This window comes from Cupriavidus sp. 05N39 (assembly GCF_056397325.1).
Window position 1 is genome coordinate 1 of sequence record NZ_JBFTNE010000039.1, and the last position, 16,663, is coordinate 16,663.

At 64.4% G+C, this 16,663-nt stretch carries 11 protein-coding genes and 1 pseudogene; 5 read left to right on the forward strand and 7 right to left on the reverse strand.

Annotation, left to right across the window (positions count from 1 at the left end):
- Positions 1-279: 279 nt before the first annotated feature.
- A pseudogene (locus AC1DN0_RS19450) lies at positions 280-996 on the forward strand (tyrosine-type recombinase/integrase); the annotation flags it as partial.
- 243 nt (positions 997-1,239) lie between these two features.
- Here the strand turns inward: AC1DN0_RS19450 and AC1DN0_RS19455 are convergent.
- The 4 genes from AC1DN0_RS19455 to AC1DN0_RS19470 all read right to left on the reverse strand — a co-directional run bounded on the left by AC1DN0_RS19455 (position 1,240) and on the right by AC1DN0_RS19470 (position 7,486).
- The gene (locus AC1DN0_RS19455; RefSeq protein WP_441631351.1) at positions 1,240-3,369 is read right to left on the reverse strand and encodes a TonB-dependent receptor family protein; all 2,130 of its coding nucleotides are present in this window, start codon (positions 3,367-3,369) and stop codon (positions 1,240-1,242) included.
- Positions 3,370-4,548: 1,179 nt separating this feature from the next.
- The gene (locus AC1DN0_RS19460) at positions 4,549-5,376 is read right to left on the reverse strand and encodes a phosphate/phosphite/phosphonate ABC transporter substrate-binding protein (RefSeq protein ID WP_477145920.1); all 828 of its coding nucleotides are present in this window, start codon (positions 5,374-5,376) and stop codon (positions 4,549-4,551) included.
- A gap of 17 nt (positions 5,377-5,393) precedes the next feature.
- Positions 5,394-6,416, reverse strand: coding sequence for a fatty acid desaturase (locus AC1DN0_RS19465; RefSeq protein WP_477145921.1), 1,023 nt, complete (start codon positions 6,414-6,416; stop codon positions 5,394-5,396).
- A gap of 494 nt (positions 6,417-6,910) precedes the next feature.
- Complete coding sequence (locus tag AC1DN0_RS19470; protein ID WP_441631329.1) at positions 6,911-7,486, reverse strand: low affinity iron permease family protein; 576 nt, start codon at positions 7,484-7,486, stop codon at positions 6,911-6,913.
- 339 nt (positions 7,487-7,825) lie between these two features.
- Here AC1DN0_RS19470 and AC1DN0_RS19475 point away from each other — a divergent pair, with 339 nt between their 5' ends.
- The 4 genes from AC1DN0_RS19475 to AC1DN0_RS19490 all read left to right on the forward strand — a co-directional run bounded on the left by AC1DN0_RS19475 (position 7,826) and on the right by AC1DN0_RS19490 (position 9,534).
- Complete coding sequence (locus AC1DN0_RS19475; RefSeq protein WP_441631327.1) at positions 7,826-8,278, forward strand: Ohr family peroxiredoxin; 453 nt, start codon at positions 7,826-7,828, stop codon at positions 8,276-8,278.
- A gap of 86 nt (positions 8,279-8,364) precedes the next feature.
- Positions 8,365-8,601 (forward strand): hypothetical protein, encoded by a 237-nt coding sequence (locus AC1DN0_RS19480; protein WP_441631325.1) that lies wholly within the window; start codon positions 8,365-8,367, stop codon positions 8,599-8,601.
- A gap of 173 nt (positions 8,602-8,774) precedes the next feature.
- On the forward strand, positions 8,775-9,233 hold the full coding sequence (locus AC1DN0_RS19485; RefSeq protein WP_441631323.1) for a MarR family winged helix-turn-helix transcriptional regulator: 459 nt from the start codon (positions 8,775-8,777) through the stop codon (positions 9,231-9,233).
- 22 nt (positions 9,234-9,255) lie between these two features.
- Entirely contained in the window at positions 9,256-9,534 is a 279-nt protein-coding gene (locus tag AC1DN0_RS19490) for a hypothetical protein (RefSeq protein WP_441631322.1), read from the forward strand.
- A 106-nt stretch (positions 9,535-9,640) separates the two neighbouring features.
- On the opposite strand, the gene AC1DN0_RS19495 is transcribed toward AC1DN0_RS19490, so the two are convergent.
- The 3 genes from AC1DN0_RS19495 to AC1DN0_RS19505 are packed head-to-tail and all read right to left on the reverse strand — an operon-like array spanning position 9,641 to position 16,526.
- Positions 9,641-10,663: a Bug family tripartite tricarboxylate transporter substrate binding protein gene (locus AC1DN0_RS19495; RefSeq protein ID WP_441631320.1), complete on the reverse strand. Its 1,023-nt coding sequence runs from the start codon at positions 10,661-10,663 to the stop codon at positions 9,641-9,643.
- Positions 10,664-10,710: 47 nt separating this feature from the next.
- The gene (locus AC1DN0_RS19500; protein WP_441631349.1) at positions 10,711-13,182 is read right to left on the reverse strand and encodes a CaiB/BaiF CoA-transferase family protein; all 2,472 of its coding nucleotides are present in this window, start codon (positions 13,180-13,182) and stop codon (positions 10,711-10,713) included.
- Positions 13,183-13,208: 26 nt separating this feature from the next.
- Positions 13,209-16,526, reverse strand: coding sequence for an acetyl-CoA carboxylase family protein (locus AC1DN0_RS19505; RefSeq protein ID WP_477145922.1), 3,318 nt, complete (start codon positions 16,524-16,526; stop codon positions 13,209-13,211).
- Positions 16,527-16,663 lie beyond the last annotated feature (137 nt).

A 16,663-nucleotide genomic window follows, 5' to 3' on the forward strand; every position in this document is an offset into this window, starting at 1 on the left:
GCTCTACCGAACTATCACCCTCCCCGTCCGCCCTGCCCGGCCAGCAATAGAATTTCGCCGACACCGGCTCGGCGTAGCCCGTGTTAGCCGAATTAATGATCCGCCGCGCCGTATTAGCGGAATCGTTGGACATGGWCGGAAAATGGCGTTGCTCTTGCACAACGGCAAAAATCGCYACTGAACGGCCGTTTCGCAATATAGATCAATGGTTTACAGCCATGCGATTGCTATCGGATATAGCGGTCACCGCTAGCGGGATTAACGATCCTCAACAGCAGCCGACGCGGCCAGTCCAAGCCCCGCATCACGCGCTACCTCAGCCACGCCATGTGGCAGACGGTCAAGGACACCATCGAGGCGATGCCGGGTACGAGCGACAGTGCGACCGAGCGCGAGCGCCTGCATGCGGCGCGCTGCCGCTGGCTCTTCGCGGTGCTGTATCTCGGCGGCCTGCGCGCGGCCAAAGTGGCCGAGACCCGGATGGGCGCGTTCTTTTGCCGGCGCGACCGGGAGGGCCTGGAGCGCTGGTGGCTGGAGGTGACCGGCAAAGGCAACAAGACGCGGCTGGTGCCGGCGACGGACGAACTGATCGTGGAACTGGCGCGCTATCGCGAGGCGTACGGCCTGCCACCGGCACCGCATCCCGGCGAGGCACGCCCCATCGTGCTGCCGATCATCGGCAAGGAAAAGCTCTTGTCACGCGGTGCCCTGCACCTGGTGTTGAAGGAAGTCTTCGGGATGGCCGCCCAGCGCCTGCGCTCACGCGGCCCCGAGTGGGAAAGCCGTGCCGCGGTGCTGGCCAGCGCGTCAGCGCACTGGCTGCGCCATACCGCGGGGTCGCACATGACCAACCAGCAGGTGGACCTGCGTTTCGTGCGGGACAATTTCGGGAACGCATCGATTTCTACCACCAGCGCCTACCTGCACACGGAGGACGATGCCCGCCATGCGGCCACGCAGGAACGCCACCGGATCGGCTGGACGCGCGAAGGGTGACAGGTGCTCGCCTTGGCCAGACGCGCAGTTGTATCACGCAAGGACAATGTCCGGAATCGCATTTCCTCCGTCGATCGCGCGGGTATGCTGGGGGAGTCCCAAGGCGACGGCTGCGAGGCCTACCCTACTGGCGAGGCAGCCGGCCTCCGGGCCGCAGCGCTCAATGCGCAGCTCAAGACTGGTGCCTGGTCGGGCCGGCCAAAAGCGGTCTGCCGATACCGCCTGGCCGCTCCTGAATCGGCCTCAGAAGCCGGCGCGTGCCTGGATGTAAACCATGCGCGGCGCACCGACCAGACGACCGGCATTGCTATCGGTGGTACGTGTGTAATAACGCTTGTCGAACACGTTGTTCAAGCCGATGGTGATGTCGGTACGCTTCCACTGCGGCACCTTGAACATGGCCTGAAGGTTCCAGGTACGGAAGCCCGGTATGCGCCCCACGCTACCATCCGCCGACTCGGCAACCGTATTGGCCAAGTCGGAGTACTGCGAGCTCTGATGCGTCGTGGAGACATTGAAGGTCCAGTTGCGCCAGTCGTAGCGAGCACCGATCGTATCCGTATTGCGCGAGTAGAACGGTACGTCCTGGCCGGCCGTAGCGCCCGACTTCTGAATCGCTCGCGTGTACGTGTAGTTGGCGTAAACATTCAGGCCCGCCAGCAGACCGGCGCGATCGAACGTGTAATCGATCGCGCTTTCCACGCCATCGTGATCGGTAGCGCCGATATTCTGGAACGTGGCGGGAAACAGGCCCGGCACCTGCAGGATCTGGTTGTCGAACTTGATCTTGAACGCGGTCAATTCGGCCTTGATCCGGTTGTCGGTCCAACGGGTACCCAGTTCGAACGTACGGGCCACTTCCGGCTGCAGCGGATTGTTCGGTGTCTGCGAATTGAGCTGGGTGTTTTGCACCGGTCCGAACGACGTGCTGTAGTCAGCGAACATGATCCATGCGTTGTTCACCAGATACGAAACGTTGATCGATGGCAGTGCCTTGTTATTCATGCTTTCGAACTGTGATGTCGCCCCCCGTTGTTGGCGCGTGGTGTCGATATGTTCAAAACGCACGCCCGGCACGATGCGCCAACTCCCGATGGCGATACGGTCGTCGATATAGACGGCGTGGGCATCGGTTGCGTTATCGAACGTGGTGGTCGGGCCTGCCACGCCGGTCACCAGGCTCTGGTTGTACGCGTTGTCATCGCCACGCTCGCGGATATAGCGGTATCCGACGGTGATGTCATGCAGGGTCGGGCCCAGCGCCACGCGCTGTGTGTAGCGTGGTTCAATACCGAACGTCGAGTAGTTGCGAGGCTGGTGCGCGATCTGGGTGGCGCTCTGCTGCAGCGTGCTCTGGCGATAGCTGTCGTTGAAGAAAGTGCGGATTTCGAACTCCTGGCTAGCGGAGATCGTGTTCACGTATCCCAGGTCGAAGCCCGTGCGATTGCCGCTCCAGTAGTCGTTCGGCCGCGTATTCTGAAACGGGTCCGCGTTGTACTGTGCCACCGTCAGCCCGCCGGGCGTGCGCGAGCGCACATCGTAGTAGGACATCTTGCCGTAGACCCGCGACCTGCCGGTGATGTCATACGAAAACTTCAAGGCGACGTCGTTAACATCGTCATCGCTGCCCTTGCGCCATTCGCGGCCTGCCATGCCCGAATACAGGAGGGCCAGTCCCAGACCGTTCTCGAGCGTGGTGCCGACAAATGCGCTGTATTGCGTATTGCTGCCGCCGCCTTCGGTGTAGATGTTCTCGCGAATCGAGGCATCGCCGGTGATTTCCGGCCCGTCGGGAATCGGCTTGGTATTGAAGTTGATAACGCCGCCAACGTTCTGCGGCCCATACCGCACCGCGCCACCGCTGCGCACCACATCAATCGACTCGATATTGCCTAGGCTGACCGGCGCGAAGGACAGCTGGGGCTGCCCGTAGGGCGCCACCGCCATCGGAATGCCGTCGAGCAGGACCGTAGAGCGCGGCGTGTACCGGCCGGTCAGGCCACGCACGCCGATATTGAGCGAGATAGCGCTGCCGGCGGTGCCGGAGTTATCGGTTGACTGCACCCCTGGAATCCGTCGCATGACGTCCCCGATGCTCGCTGCCCCACTTTGCTCGATCTGCTGTTCGTTGACGACGGTGCGCGCGCCCGCGAACGTCTTCACACTGTTCTCCAGTCCGGTGCCCAGCCAGTTACCGGTTACCTGTACGGTATCGAGCACATGTTCGGCATTGCTCTTTTGCGTCGACTGCTCATTGGTCTGTTGCGCGGACGTCAGTTGCGGCGCCAAGCACAGAATGGAGACGGCGAGCGCTGTCGCGCACAGCGAGGTCTGGGGTGCGGCGGGCAGCTTGCCGCAACGACTGGTGTTCATGGCTCTACTTCCTTGCAACAAGAAATTAACGAAAGCGCATGAATATAAATGATAATGATTATCAATTGAGATCCAGTCGACAAAAGAGCTGCCGGATGCGCACACCTCCAAGCAAATTGTTGCTGTGGCACGACGAATATCTACAACTTGCTGGTGCAACAATGCACAACGACCGTCCTGGCGCACATGCGGATCGCCCGTTGCGGGTGAGAGATCGTCAAATGCTGCCCTCTTGTTTGCGCCCTTTAATCCACTTTAATGCCGCGCGGTATCTTTGGATGCGACGGGCAGGCAGCGAGGATTACCAATCCGTGTCCCGTGAGGTGAGTTGAATAAACAGCCTAATGAGGCACTTCACGGATGAAGGTGCGGAAAGTGACGGATGGTGGTGGAGTCAAGGCGAGGGTGCGTGCGAGTGGCCTGTCGATGGCGCGGCACGTGATGCGAATGATGGCGACAATCAGCAGCAATTAGGGCGCATGCGATGCCTGCCGAGCAGCCGCGAGTTGGGGAGAATGACGATGCCCGCCATCGCCATCCACGCTTCCGTTTTTTGCCTGCCCCTAAGGACGCGTGCGCAGTGCAGCGCTTTTGTCGTTTGTCCTGCCCCCCCTGCTTCACTCGCGCCCAGGCACTGGCGAACGATCTTGGCATCTGCAGCAGTTGCGGATTTGGCGACTTTGCCAGGACATTCGTGACACGCGGCTTCCCGCGCCGGCGATGACGCGGGACATACCGGGTCTTTGGCATCGCACCGCGTCAATTGGTGGCGGTGGAATCTATGGACCGAGGGGTATTCAACGAGGCCAGCGCTTTTCTGAACGGTGTATCACCTAAGGGCACCGGCATTGCAGGTCGGATCGCCTGCGACCAAAGTGCGCCACGGCTGGCACCAGTCACGCAAATCGCGCAGTACTCAACGGCGATACTCCGATCCGTAGCAGCAGTCCTGCAAATACAAACCGGCCTGCGTCCCACGGCGCTCACCGGAAGCCATTACGATGGCTGGCAAGCACCCCCGCGCTGCCGGGCAAGTCATGGGAGGCACGGCGCGATCCCGCCGCGCGCGCACGCGCCGCGTTTGCGGGTATCCCGCTGTGCGAGTACAGCTTCCCGGTGCCCTTCACCCGCGACTGACGCCCTGCGCGCGCTGGCAGACGCGGCTGCGTTGCGCCACGATCAGACCAGCCGCGCGTAGCCGGCCGCCACCGCGGCGCGGRCCATCAGCGCTACCGGCTCGTAGTGGGCCAGTCCGGTCCGCGCAATGCCGCGCAAGCGCAAGCGGCGCGCCAGTGCCGGCTCGCCGGAAAGCACTTGCGCCAGCGCCGCGCCAACACGCGCGCTAAGCGCCGGAGCGGCGTGGCGCGAAGACACCAGCGGCAGTCCGGGAGCGGCCTCGGTGCTGCCAATCTGGCGCAGCGCAACAAGACGCTCGGGCAGGTGATCGCGCGCGAACGCCAGCGTGACGCAATCGATGGCGGCGACATCCGCCGCGCCGTTGGCCACGGCGTCGAGCGATGCCAGATGCGACCCGGTGCGCACCGTGCCGGAGAAGAAGCGGCCGTCCCGCGCCAGCTGTGCCACCGCGTAGCGCAGCGCGTTCATGCCGCTGTGCGAGCCCTCGTCGTTATAGGCCACGCGCAATCCGCGGCACGCGGCGAGCGTGGCGGGCCCGTCATTGGCGCGTACCACGATGGCGCTGGTATAGCTGGCGCCATCGCAGCCCGGCGCATCGAACCGTGGCGTGCCAATGATGCGCACATGGCGCCGCAGGCCCTGCACCAGCGGATAGCCGCAGGTTTGCGAGAGCAACAGGTCCGGCCGGCGCCAGAATTTGTGCAGCGCCTCCACCGTCCCGGCGGGCTCGACGACGCTCAGCCGGAGCGGGTCGCGTTGCCGCGCGAGCAGGTCGGCCACGCGCGCGATCAGCGCCAGCCAGTCCGTATGCAGCGCGGGTGTCAGGTTATACATGGGTAGCGCGGCCACCCAGTGCTTGCGTTCGGTCATCGGCCGGTCTTCCACGTTCACCCCGTCAGTTGCGCACGGGCATCGTTGCTGGCCTGCCCGCTTCCTGTTGCAACGGGCACCGCTTCACGTACAGAACCGCGAAACAGCGGATGTACCACGGGCGCGGCCGTACGCAGCGCGAAGCGCGCCAGCCATTCGCCGTAGCCGTGTACCACGAAACCGCCGCTGCGCCGCTGGTAGTCGGCCGCGCGGCGACGATAGATATGTCCCAGCGCGAACCAGGGCACCGCAGGCAAATCATGGTGGACAAGGTGATAGTTGTTGTTGAGAAAGAGCAAGCGCCATGGCCACGCGGCCTCGTTGATCACGCTGCGGCATGCCGGCAAGGCATGGGCACGGTGCTCCTGGAACGAGCGTACCGCCGACAGCGACAGCGCCGGATAGGCCACGCCGGCCAGCATCAGCCACGGCGCGATACCGCAAATGCTGTCGAGCCAGGCCAGCAACGCGGCCAGCGCCAGCAGGTGCGCAAGCCACATCGGCAGGTCGCGCAGATCGCCGTCGCGCACCTTGCGCCCCGCGCCGGCCGCGGTCTGCGCGATGGCAAAGGCCGGGCCGATCAGCACACGTCCCGCCAATGTATTGCGACAGCGCAGCAACACCCGCCCCAACGGACCGGCCGCTTGCCAGTCGCCGGAAAGCATGAAATAGCTCTCCGGATCGGCGCCCGGATGGGTGAGATCGTCGGCCTCGTGATGGCGCAGGTGCTCGCGGCGATACAGCCCGTAGGGAAACCATACCGCCAGCGGCGCCATGCCGAACAGCGCATTGAGCCAGGCCAGCCGGGTCGGGTGGCCATGCAGCAGCTCGTGCTGCAAAGACATATACCAGGCCGTGACGAGAGCCAGCAGCGCGACAGCCAGCGGCAGGCCGATGCGCGTGGCGTTGAACGCGATGCCAAACCACGCGCTATGGACCGYCGCGATCAGCAGCCAGGTAGGCACCTCCGTTCGCCATATCCAACGGCGGGAGGCGCGCGCGATATCGGCGCATTGGATGTCATCCAGGTAGATTGCCATGGCTTCGTCATCGTCGATCGGTGGCGGGCTGGTCGGCAATCGAGGCGACGCGAACACCCAGCGCATCCCGCGCCCGGCGCTCCGGCATGTGCATGGCTCCCGGCGCGAAGGATGTCACTCCAGCTTAACGGCGCCGGAAAATAAGGGAACGAAGGAATGCCGATAAGGATATGCGGGCGCGGGGCCGGGTACCCGTTGCTGCCTACGCTTCGCATGCGGGACGTCAGGTGCCACATCCGGCACAAGGTGCACGCCAATGCCAGACACCTGCGGTTGTGCCCCAGTCCGTTCAGGCGACGAAGAAACAACCTTGCTAGCCGTCAGCGAACAGTGCCAAGGCAGATGGCACGCCACGCAACATCGGGGCCCGGATTACGACGATGCCTGCAGCCATCAGTGCATGACGCCCGCGCAGGTCGCGCGCAAGGTCGCGCATCATGGCGTTGCTTGCCGATGTCTGGCACGACAGTCTCATTGCGGGTATGGACGCCGGTTCAATGCGCAGGGATCTCGATGCCGCCGGGAGAATCGTCGCCGCTGCGCGTGGGCTGCCCACCGGGCCGCGCCGCACGGGCCCTGTACTTGGCCACGTGGTTCTCACGGGCCTCGTCCAGCGAATGGCTGCACTTGAGCCCGCCTTCCCTGTCGGCAAGCTCCGCCAGCTGGCGATAGAAGGTGACCAACTGGCGCAACTCGTCCTCATCGAGTTCCTCGATCGAGACTAGCATGTTGCTCGCTTCCTTGTGCGAGGCAAGCAACTCGTTCAGCTTCAGGTGGACGGCCACGGCGTCCTTGTTCTGGCTCTGCTGGATCAGGAAGACCATCAGGAAGGTGATGATGGTGGTGCCGGTGTTGATCACGAGCTGCCACGTTTCGGAGTAGTGGAAGACCGGACCCGTCAAAGCCCACGCCACCACGACGCCGACCGCCAGCATGAATGCCGTAGGCGAGCCCGCCTGCCTCGTGGCTGCGCCGGCAAGGCGATCAAAGACATGAAGCACGGGAGACCGGTGCCCGTGCAGTGCGGGGGCACTATCGATCCGATGCAGTGAGAATACTGGCTTGCTCATCTTCGGCTCCTTGCTGTCGGCTGCCGCCGTCGGCAACGCGCTGCGTTCATTGTATGGAGCGCGCCGCCAATGGTTCAGCGGGCGCTGTCCTACAACGCCTCCATGACCGGCTGCCCCAGATCGATCAGGGCGTAATTGTGGAGAACAAGCGACTTGGGCAAGTGCTGGGGATCGGCAGCGCTGCGCAAGCGTCGGCCCGGGCGCTTTCCCCCGCTCCGCTGCGGGCATTCGATATTTTTCCTTGACAAGGCGCGACCCATGTTCCAGTATTGTTTATATCGTATGCGATTTAAACGGATGCGATTTACATAGAACCGACAACCACCGGAGATCCATTCCATGAGCAAGATCGAAAAAGTCCTCGCCACCGGCAAGACCCACACCACGCACAGCAGCGCCGGCGTTACCTCGCGCGGCCACAACGGCACGCTGGACATCGCGCTGTCGCCTGGCGACAGCGCCACCCCGGCGCACGTGTTCCCGGCCGTCCAGCCGCACCCGACCGCGGAACAGCTGTTCGCGGGCGCCTGGTCGGCGTGCTACATCGCCGCGGTCGGCCTGGTGGCCAAGGAAATGAAGCTGGAGCTGCCGTCCGACCTGGCTGTGGATATCGAAGTCGACCTGGGCCAGACCGGCGCGGAGTACTTCCTGCAGGCACGCCTCAATCTGCGCGTGCCGGGCCTGGCGCGGGATACGGCGACGGAACTGGCCCACGCCGCCGATGCAATCTGCCCCTACTCGAAGGCAACGCGCGGCAATATCGACGTGGCGCTGAACGTATTTACTTCGTAATTCCCTGCCCTTCTCATTGCCGCAAAATAGTCGTATGCGATTTAATCGCATACGTCAACAATTCACCTGAATCAAGGATGCATACCATGAGCACGATCACCACCATCGCCCGCTACGCCGTTGTCGCAGCCGCCCTGCTGACCGCTGCCGCCGCGCAAGCCGCCGGATCGGCGCGCGACCCCTTCACCGATGGCGCCCGCTCGGTCACCAGCGCAGCCGATCCGTACACAGACGGCACGCGATCGGTACACGGCACGCGCAGCCCTTACACCGACGGCGCCCGCGGCAAGGTCGACCCTTACCTCGACGGCGCGCGCGCCTGAGACCGCGCAGCCACTCGGAGGCCAGATGGTTCGCACGATTTGCCGCCGGTCGCGGGCGCCCTCCCCTTGGGCTCGCGTGACCGCCGCGGGAAGTCATCGCACCTACGATCCAATCGCATACGATCTATAATCGACGCCTGCAATCCATCCGTCTTTGGCCAACGAGGCAGCAAATGAAATCCACCGACAAGCCCGCCGCAGACCCGACGCTCTCGGACTTCCTGTGCTTCGCGGTCTATTCCGCGAACCTCGCCTTCGGCAAGGCCTACAAGCCGATCCTTGAGCAGCTGGGGCTGACCTATACGCAATACATCACCATCGTTGCGCTATGGGAGCAGGACGACCAGACCGTCGGCAGCCTGGGCGAGAAGCTGTTCCTGGAATCGAACACCCTGACACCGATCCTGAAGAAGCTGGAGGCGATGGGCTACGTGGTGCGGCAGCGCGACCCCGAAGACGAGCGCCAGGTACGCGTCAGCCTGACCAAGGCCGGCCGCAAGCTGCGCGAACTGCGCCTGGAATCCGGCCTCGCCGGCGCAACCGGCCTGGCCCCGGACGAGTTCGCACGGATGCAGAAGGCAGTTGCGTCGCTACGCAACAACCTGATCCAGTCGGTGAAAGACAGCGAATGAACAAGCACACAGGACCCACTGCATGACCAGCAAAGCCGCCCAGTACAGCCCGATCGCCTGCGAGTTCCACGACCGCCTGGAAGACCTCGCCACCGTGCGCAGGCCCGCGCAGATCCACTATCGCGACGCCGATGGCACGCCACGGCAACGTACCGCGACCATTACCGATGTGTACAGCCGCGGTGGCGCTGAATACCTGACGCTCAGGACTGGCGAAACGCTGCGCCTGGACCAGCTCGTGGAAGTCGACGGCGAGAAGCTGGCCGACTACCAGGAAACGCGGTCACGAAGTGACGCTTGACCCCCGCCGTTTCATCTTTTGGGATCGGGCGCGCCCGATGGGGAGACCGCGCCAAAGCAGGGCCTGGCCTTCGCGACGGTCCCTCGACCCGATCCGGTAATGCGGGTCAATCCAGCGTGATTCCTTCGCGCTGGATCACAGCCCCCCAATTGGCATCCTCTTTCTCAATGCGCTTCGCGAAGTTCGCGGAGTCGATCATCACCACGTCGCCCTGCTGACCCAACGCCGCCTTTGCCTTGCCGTCATCAAGCACCCCACGGGTGATCGTATGCAGCTTTTGCACAATCTGCGGCGGCGTGCCGGCCGGCGCGAGCATGCCGATCCAGAAGGTCACGTTGAAAGGCGCGATGCCGGCTTCCTCCAAGGTGGGCACTTCGGGCAACTGTGCCATGCGCTTTGACGAACTGACGGCGAGGGGTTTCAGCTTCCCTACCTTGATTTGAGGGAGGGCGCTCCAGGTGTCAAAGGCGGTCTCCAGTTCACCACTCATCACGGCCATCTCCGCCTGCGCAGAGGACTTGTAGGGAATATGCGTGGTCTTGATCTTTGCCCGGTTGTTCAACATGGCGAAGCTGAGATGCGCAATATTGCCCGGGCCCGCCGATCCATAGCTGATTTTCCCGGGATACTGCGTGGCGAATTGCAAAAGGTCCGCTACCGAGCCGACCGAATTCTTCTGCGACCACTCCGGGTTCGTGACCAGGATGAATGGCGCCTCGAGCACTAGCGTGACCGGCGTGAAGTCTTTCGGCTTGTAGTTGCTCTTCTTGTACACCTGATGGTTGATGGTGATGCTGCTGGAGTTCGTAAGCAGCAAGGTGTACCCGTCTGGCGCAGCCCTGGCAGCCTCTGCCACGCCAATCAACCCGTTCGCTCCCGCCTTGTTGTCCACGATCACGGGCTGCCCCAGGGATTTGCTGAGGTGCTCCGACACGACGCGCGCCACGGTATCGGTGAATGACCCGGCCGGGAATGGAACGATCATCCTGATCGGCTTGTTCGGCCAGCTGGCATGCTGGGCTGCGGCCGGACCGGAAATTGCGCCAGTCAGGACGACCAGCGCAGCGACAGCCATTCTGAATCGGCCTGCGACCCTCTGGCGGCGCGACGTAAATTTGAGTTCCTTCATTCTTGTCTCCTGTTCTTGGGTAGTAGTCTTCGAAACTTTTTCTGACCTTACGCCGCCCCTTTCGAGGACTTTGGCTTCGCGGTTTTTCCTGTGATGCCCATGCGTTCCAGGTCCGCGATCTGCCCTGCGCTCAGTCCAAGCACGCGAGTCAACACCTCCTCAGTGTGTTCTCCCAGGGTCGGGGCAGCGTTGCGGATCGGCACGGGCTCGCTTCCAGTGCGAAACCAGGCGGTGCTGGCCGTGTACATGCCACTGTGGGCACGTTCGACGCCACGCCAGAATCCCCGTGCGTGCAGGTGGGCGTCCTGCAGCACCTGTGACATGGGCCGAACCACGCCCGCGGCAATGCCCGCCCGTTGCAACAGGCGCATTGCCTCTTCCGGGTCCCGGGCCTTGCACCAGGACGTGATGGCCGCGTCGATCCTGTCGTGCTGCGCGCGACGCCCTGGCGCCTGGGCAAGCCGCGCATCCGCGGCAAGGTCCTCCCTCCCGATCACACGGCACAGGGCAGGCCATTGCGCGTCAGTGACAGTCAGAACGATCCACGCGTCATCGCCTGCGCAGCGGAAACTCCCATGCGGGACGTGCATGGGATGGCGGTTACCCAGGCGAGGCGAGACCGTTCCGGAGACCGATTGCTCCAGGATGAACGGCGCAGCCATTGGCAGCATGGCCTCGACCTGTGACAGGTTGACATGTCGGCCTTCACCGGTGGCTTGCTGCACGAACAGCGCCAGCAACATTGCGGCCCCTGCATTCAAGCCGCCTATCGGATCGCCATAGGCGTACGACGTCATGGCCGGCGGTCCCTCCGGATGGCCCGTATGAAGCGGCAGGCCGCTGGCCTGCTCCAGCGTGCCGCCGTATGCGCGGGTGTTGCTCCACGCGTTTCCAAGCCCGAATGCCGGCATCGACAGCATGACCAGACGCTCGTTCACGGCTCGCAGCGCTTCGTAGTCCAAGCCCAGCTTCGGCAAGACCTCGGCAGAGTAGTTTTCGATCACCGCATCCGCGCGCGCCGCCAACTGCAGCAGCAACTGCTTTCCCTCGGGGCGCGTCAAGTCCAGGGTGATGCCCAGCTTGTTGCGGTTCATCAGGTTGAAGTTTGAATTCTTCTCGTACAGCCTGTCCCGATAGAACGCTTCAGTGAAGTTGGCGCCGCGCCACCAGTCCGGGTAGCCGGTGCTTTCGACCTTGATGATTTCCGCGCCAAGATCGGCCAGGGTTCGCGACGCCAGGGGGCCCGCCCAGCCCATCGTCAGGTCGACAACACGAATGCCCCGCAGCGGCAGTTGCTCGGCAGACGTTCGCCGGAGCTGCAGACGGGGGTGGTGATCCAGGCCGGATGTCCGGTAGAGGGCGTTATGGGCGCCCTTCGCCGGAGCCGATCCGCCCGGCAACGGCCCGGCCGCATCGAGGCGTAGCGGCACAACGGGGCCTTCGAAGGAAACTCCCCCTACTTCGACCGGGACGAATGCGTTGCGCCGCCGATGCACTTCCTGGCTGAGCAACTCCGCCATGGTGGGGACGATGACAGTCGGATGCTTCTTGTCGCCAAGGATCTCGAACCACTCCCGGGCCGTCCGCGTGAGAAACGCGGGGATGAGCAGCGCGTCGATCTCGTCCGCCCGGGCCATGCGCTCCTGGCCGTTCGCGAAACGAGGGTCGCCGGCCAGCTCGGGGCGCCCGATCGCCTCGCACAGCGCCACCCACTGAGGCAGCGTGTGCGTGAAGATTCCGATCCACCCCTCCGAGGTCTGGTAGATGCCAGCCGGATGCGTGCCGCAGAACCGGTTGACGCCGAGGCGCCGAAGCGGGTGGCGCTTGTCCGGCACCATGCCCGCTTCCATTTCGACCACGCTGAAAATGGCCTCGTGCACACTTAGCACGTATCGGCGGCTGCCTTGCGCGCGTCCGATCAGGGCCGCGACAGCGGCCGAGAATGCGGCAAGCCCGACGACGACCGCGGTCTGCACGTCGTGCGGCATGTGGGGCGGCCCCTCCACCGGGCCGCTCCCATGCACGGCGCCAGCGAGGCCTCGGCACACAGCTTCCGCGCCCGCATACTGACTGTAGGGCCCGCTCTCACCGAACCAGGTGAGCGCCACCTCGATCGGCTCGTGCCCTTGCCGCTCGGCTGTATTGCCGGACCAGACAGGCCTGGCAAGGATGACCGGACCCTCGGTCAGCGCGCGGGCATCCAGGACCACATCGCAGGTTCGCGCGAGCTGGGCCAGCCAGGCACTGTCCTCGGCGCTTCCGGCATCCGCAGTGACGCTGCGCTTGCTGGTATTCAGCCAGGCAAAGAGCGCGCTTTCCGGCTGCGCGGCACCAGGAATGCAGACCATGGGCGGCATCTGCCGCCAGGCGTCGCCCGCCGGACTCTCCACCTTGATCACTTCGGCGCCGAAGTCAGAGAACAACTTGCCCGCGTACGCAAGCGCCGGACCGGTGCCGACCTCCAGTACGCGCAGCCCATTCAACGCCAGTTGCGCCGCGTCAGGACCATTCTTCATCATGGAACCCTCTTGTGTATGCATGGCGATCACCAGGCATCGATGAACGAGCGGCGCTCCCTGCGGCTTCGAACGCCGGCGGATGCGATACCCTGGACAATCCATTTCCGTGTCTGGGCAGGGTCAATCACGGCATCAATTTCCACGGCAGCGGCCGTGTTGATCGCGTGGCCACGCTCATAGGACTGTGCAACCAGCTTTTCGAACAGCGCTTTACGCTCGGCCCCGTCCGGAACGGCTTCGAGCTCCTTCTTGAAGCCCAGCCTGACGGCGCCTTCCAGACCCATCGGACCGAACTCGCCGGTCGGCCACGAGATGGTGAAGCTCGCTGACCGGAAGCCACCACCCGCCATTGCCATGGCGCCCAGGCCATAGCCTTTGCGCAGCGTAACGGCCAGCAATGCGACGCGCAGCTTGGCCGCCGTGAGGAACATGCGCGACACATGCCGCACCTGGGCGTGTGCCTCGACGTCCGGCCCGACCATGAACCCGGGGGTGTCGATCAGCGAAATGATCGGCAGCCCGTGCGCATCGCACAGCTGCATGAAGCGCGCCGCCTTGTCGGCGGCATCCGCATCGATGGCGCCCCCGAGGTGATATGGGTTGTTGGCCATGATGCCCACGGGTTGCCCTTCCACGCGGGCAAGCGCCGTGTGGATGCCCGCACCGAAGCCGCTGCGCAGCATCAGCACACTGCCGATGTCCGCGATCCCCTCGATGGCTTTCCGGGTGTCGTACACGCGTAACCGGTTCTCGGGTACGACGTGACGCAAGTCCAGGGAATCCGGTGCGCTCCAGTGCGCCACGCGCCCCTGGAACATGGACAGGTAGTGCTTCGCCACCTGCACGGCTTCCGCCTCGTTCTCAACCAGGACATCGACCACGCCATTGGCAAATTGCACCGAAGCCGGACCAACGTCCTCGGGGCTGAAGACCCCGAGGCCGCCACCCTCGATCATCGCCGGTCCTGCCATGCCGATGTTCGCGGACCGGTCAGCAATGATGACGTCGCAACAGCCCAGGAAGGCCGCATTACCGGCAAAGCAGCGCCCCGAAACGATGCCGACTACCGGGACATTCCCGTTGAGATCGGCAAACGCGGCAAACGACGGCTGATACAGGCCGGACACCGAAGGAAAGTCCACGTCGCCGGGCCGCCCGCCACCGCCTTCGGCGAACAGCAAGAGAGGGAGTTCATCACGCAGCGCAACCTCGACGATGCGATCGGTCTTGATATGGTTGCGCTTGCCTTGCGTACCCGCCAGCACCGTGGCGTCATAGGCCATCACCGCACTGCGCGCCCGGTCGTGACCGACAAGTCCTCCGTTGATGTTGCCGATGCCGGTGATCAGTCCATCCGCGGGGGTGTTGGCAATGAGGTCCTGCTGGCTGCGCCGGGAGGCCTGCGCCGCAAGCGCCAGCGCGCCATACTCCACGAAGGTATCCGGGTCGCACAGGTCCGCGACATTCTCACGGGCCGTGCGCTGTCCGCGCGAACGGCGCTTCGCTACCGCGTCGGGACGCGCGGCGTCATCCAGGTACGCATGCCGGTCCAGCACGCGCTGGAGGTCCGCACGGATCGCATGGGGGTCGACCTTCTGGGCGGCATCCACGGATACGCCATCGGCCTCGACCTGCTCGAGCACGATCAGGATCTGGCCTTCGGCTGCCAGCGCTCCCTTCTCCAGTCGCAGGTCGACCACGCGGCCGCCACATTCCGCCGCGATCGCGTGCTCCATCTTCATGGCGTCGAGCACCGCGACCGTCTGCCCCGGCTTGACGATATCGTCCACCTGCACCGAGATCTCCACCACCCGGCCTGTCAGCGGAGCGCGGATCGCCACCAACCCTTCGTCCACCTCCTCCTCAATATCGGGGGACCGTGGCGCATGCGCAGCCGGCGGGCGGCCCGCGCCCGCGAAGAGCGCCTCCTGCGCACGCTCGGCATCCGCAATGGCCTCCGCCGAGGCCATCAGCTCCGGCAGTATCGCTTCGAAGTGCCGTGTGTGTACGTGTTGCGTGAGGAAGTCGTCGCGCTGCGCGAGGGCCCGCAGCAGGTTGAGGTTGGTCGGCACCCCCACGATCCGGAACTCCGCAAGACTACGCTGCAGACGCCGCACCGCGACCTCGAACCCGGGCGCCGCGCTGCTCACGATCAGCTTTGCCAGCAAGGTGTCGAAGTTGGGCGACGGCGCATAGCCGGTGTAGCCGTGGGAGTCGACGCGAACGTCAGGACCCGAAGGCGGGTCGAAGCGCTCCAGGCGACCGTGAGCCGGGCGTGCCAGGCCCTGCGCGTCGGTCATTTCCGCGTTGACGCGAACCTGGATGGCGTATCCCCTGGGTTGCGGCGGCGAAGCGGGATCCAGGCCAAGATCACTTAAGGACCGCCCCGCTGCCAGCCCGATCTGCAGCGCGACAAGATCGACCCCGGTGACTTGCTCGGTGATGGTGTGCTCGACCTGCAAGCGGGGATTGGCCTCGATGAAGACAAAGTCCTTCTGCTCGCCGGTCCCGGTTTCCTCGACCAGGAACTCGAAGGTGCCCAGGCTCTGGTAGTTGACGCGGCGTGCCAGCCTTAGCGCGGCCTTGATGATCTGCTCGCGCAGCTGCGGCCTGAGTACCGGGCTGGGGGCGATCTCCACCAGTTTCTGGAAGCGGCGCTGCAAGGTGCAGTCTCGCTCGCCGAGGGCGATCACCTGGGCTCCGTCGCCGGCAATCTGCACTTCGATATGGCGCGCCCGGCTGACCAGCCGCTCGGCGTACAGCGCGTCAACGCCAAACGCGGAGCTCGCCTCCGACCGGCAGCGCGCGTAGGCTTCCGCCAGGTCCTCGCGCCGCCGGACCACGCGCATGCCACGGCCGCCTCCGCCGCCGACGGCCTTGATGACCACGCCGGCATCGCCTTGCGCATCAAAGAAGCTGGTGATTTCCTCGAGAGATGCGCCGCCTCGCGTTGCGGGCATGACGGGAACGTCGCTCTCCGCCGCCAGCCGCAGCGCCCTCCCCTTGTCACCGAAGAGCGCAAGGTGCTCGACCGTCGGGCCGACGAACCGGATCCCGGCGTCAATACACGCCTGGGCGAAATCAGCCCRCTCGCTCAGGAAACCATAGCCGGGGTGGACGGCGTCGCAACCGGATTCCTTCGCTGCGGCGATGATCCCCGCAATGTTGATGTAGGCCGACGGGCCCGCCCCATCGAGGGGACGCGCCTCGTCAGCCAGCATGCGGTGCCGCGCGCTAAGGTCGTCTTGCGAATAGACCGCGACTGTGCCGATATCCAGGTCGCGCGCAGCGCGCAGGACGCGCAACGCAATCTCTCCTCGATTGGCGATCAACAGTTTTTTCAATTCAGTCTCCTCATTCAAACTTCGATGTCAGTGCCGAGCCAGCAGGCCGGTCATACCGCCGGCAGGAAGCGGCAAGATGATGGTCATTGGCTTGCGCGGCCAATTGCCCCGTGCTCGCGCCGCGATTGCGGCCACGG